This is a genomic window from Nocardioides sp. NPDC057772 (genome assembly GCF_042798075.1).
In the GTDB taxonomy this organism is placed as follows: domain Bacteria; phylum Actinomycetota; class Actinomycetes; order Propionibacteriales; family Nocardioidaceae; genus Nocardioides.
Window position 1 is genome coordinate 1 of record NZ_JBHVKN010000338.1, and the last position, 2,931, is coordinate 2,931.

Annotated in this window: 2 protein-coding genes; both read right to left on the bottom strand. The window is 66.4% G+C overall.

Going from position 1 to position 2,931, the window contains the following annotated elements:
- Positions 1–123 precede the first annotated feature (123 nt).
- The gene (gene grpE, locus ACFVJS_RS27295) at positions 124–858 is read right to left on the bottom strand and encodes a nucleotide exchange factor GrpE (protein ID WP_378886685.1); all 735 of its coding nucleotides are present in this window, start codon (positions 856–858) and stop codon (positions 124–126) included.
- Complete coding sequence (dnaK, locus tag ACFVJS_RS27300; protein ID WP_378886686.1) at positions 855–2,714, bottom strand: molecular chaperone DnaK; 1,860 nt, start codon at positions 2,712–2,714, stop codon at positions 855–857. Before dnaK ends, grpE begins: the two co-directional genes overlap by 4 nt.
- Positions 2,715–2,931: the final 217 nt, after the last annotated feature.

Consider the following 2,931-nt stretch of genomic DNA (forward strand, 5'->3'; position numbering starts at 1 on the left):
AGCACGGTCGATGGTGTCGAGCACGTCCACGATCGGAGTGAGCACCTTGTAGGTCGCGTTCTGCGAGACGAGCTCGCGGTCACGGTCGACCCGCTCATCGTTGTCACTCCGGGTCACTCCGGGTCACTCCGGGTCGACGACCAGGACCTGCGCGGCCCTGACCACCCGGTCGCCGATCATGTAGCCGGCCTTGGCGACCAGCTTGACCGAGGTCTCCTCGACCTCCGGGTCGGTGCCCATGTGGCTGAGCGCCTCGTGACGGGTGGGGTCGAAGACGTCGCCCGGCTCACCGAACTTCTTCAGACCCAGGTTGGTCACGATCTTCTCGAGCTGGTCGGCGACGGCCTTGAAGCCGCCCTCGACCTCGCCGTGCTCGCGAGCACGGTCGATGGTGTCGAGCACGTCCACGATCGGAGTGAGCACCTTGTAGGTCGCGTTCTGCGAGACGAGCTCGCGGTCACGGTCGACCCGCTTCTTGTAGTTGACGTACTCGGCCTGGAGACGCTGCAGGTCGGTGGTCAGCTCGGCGACGCGCTTGTCGACCTCGTCGGCGGCGTCGCCCATGAGGTCCACCTCGCTCTCGTCCTCGATGATCACGTCCTCCTCGTCCGAGGTCTCGTCCTCGGTCGCCTCCTCGTCGGTCGCCTCCTCGTCGGTCGCCTCGTCAGAGGCGTCCCCGTCGGAGCCGGCCTCGTCGGAGCCGTCCGAGTCCGCGGCGTCGCCCTCAGGAGCGTCCACCTCGGCGTCCTCGGTCGACTCCTCGACGGCCTCTGTCTCAGGGTCGGTCTCGGGCGGCGGGGCCTCGGTGGTCGTCTCCTCGACGGCCTCCTCCGCCCCGCCGGGGCGGCGCTTCGTCACTTCTTGTCGCCCTCTTCGCCCTCGGCGGGCTCGTCGACGATCTCGGCGTCGACGACGTCGTCGTCGGCCTCGCCGGTCGCACCGGTGGCACCGCCGGCAGCGGACTGCTCGGCCTCGGCCGCGGCGTACATGGCCGCACCCATCTTCTGCGAGGACTCACCGAGCTTGGTGATCGCGGTCTGGATGGCGTCCTTGTCGGCCTCGGTGTCCTCGAGGACCTTCTTCAGCGCGTCCAGGTCGGCCTGCACCTCGGTCTTCACGTCGTCCGGAACCTTGTCGCCGGAGTCTGCGATGAACTTCTCGGTGGTGTAGACGAGGCTGTCACCCTGGTTGCGGATCTCGATGGACTCGCGACGCTTGGCGTCCTCCTCGGCGTACTGCTCCGCCTCCTTGACCATGCGGTCGATGTCTTCCTTCGACAGCGCGGAGCCGCCGGAGATCGTCATGGACTGCTCGCGGCCCGAGGCCTGGTCCTTGGCGGAGACGTGCACGATGCCGTTGGCGTCGATGTCGAAGGTGACCTCGATCTTCGGCACGCCACGCGGCGCCGGCGGGAGGCCGGTGAGCTCGAAGTTGCCCAGCGGCTGGTTCTCCGACCACATCGGGCGCTCGCCCTGGGCGACCTTGATCTCGACGCTCGGCTGGTTGTCGTCAGCCGTGGTGAAGATCTCGGAGCGCTTGGTCGGGATGGTGGTGTTGCGCTCGATCAGGGTGGTGAAGACACCGCCCTTGGTCTCGATGCCGAGGCTCAGCGGGGTGACGTCGAGGAGCAGGACGTCCTTGACCTCGCCCTTCAGCACGCCGGCCTGCAGCGCGGCACCCACGGCGACGACCTCGTCGGGGTTGACGCCCTTGTTGGGCTCCTTGCCACCGAGCAGGCTCTTGACCAGGTCGGTCACGGCCGGCATACGGGTCGAACCACCGACCATGACGACGTGGTCGATGTCCTTGATCGCGATGCCGGCGTCCTTGAGGACCGACTCGAACGGCTTCTTGGTGCGGTCGAGCAGGTCGGCGGTGATCTTCTGGAACTCCGCCCGGGTCAGGGTCTCCTCGAAGTGGAGGGGGCCGGACTCACCGTGGGTGATGTAGGGCAGGTGGATCGAGGTGTTCTGGCTGGAGGAGAGCTCGATCTTCGCCTTCTCCGCGGCCTCCTGGAGGCGCTGCGCGGCGATCTTGTCGGCGGACAGGTCCACACCGTTGGCGTTCTTGAACTTCTCGACCATCCACGTGACGATCGCGTTGTCCCAGTCGTCACCACCGAGGTGGTTGTCACCGGAGGTCGCCTTGACCTCGACGACACCCTCACCGATCTCGAGCAGGGAGACGTCGAAGGTGCCGCCACCGAGGTCGAAGACGAGGATGGTCTGGTCGTCGCCCTTGTCGAGACCGTAGGCCAGCGCCGCCGCAGTGGGCTCGTTGACGATGCGCTGGACGTTGAGGCCCGCGATCTCACCGGCCTCCTTGGTGGCCTGGCGCTGCGCGTCGGAGAAGTAGGCCGGGACGGTGATGACCGCGTCGGTCACCGTCTCACCGAGGTAGGCCTCGGCGTCGCGCTTCAGCTTCTGCAGGACGAACGCGCTGATCTGCTGCGGCGTGAAGTCCTTGTCGTCGATGGTCACCTTCCAGTCGGTGCCCATGTGGCGCTTGACGGACTTGATCGTCCGGTCGACGTTGGTCACGGCCTGGCGCTTGGCGACCTCGCCGACCAGCACCTCACCGGACTTGCTGAACGCGACCACGGAAGGCGTCGTACGGGCGCCTTCGGCATTCGCGATGACGGTGGGCTCGCCACCCTCCAGAACCGAGACGACCGAGTTGGTGGTCCCGAGGTCGATACCGACGGCACGTGCCATCTTTGCTACCTCCGCTTGTTGAAGCTGTGTGTATGTGGATCCGGGGAACCCGGAAGACTGGTTCGTCTGCGCCGCTCCAGCGGCTGCTGCCGCCGAGTGTTGCAAACAAGTTGAGTCGGATCAACTCAACTTCGTTCACTGTCCACAACGAAGACCCTACGCCCCCTATTCCAACCCGGCCAGAATCGGGCCGAGTCGGCTCTCCTTGACCCAAAAC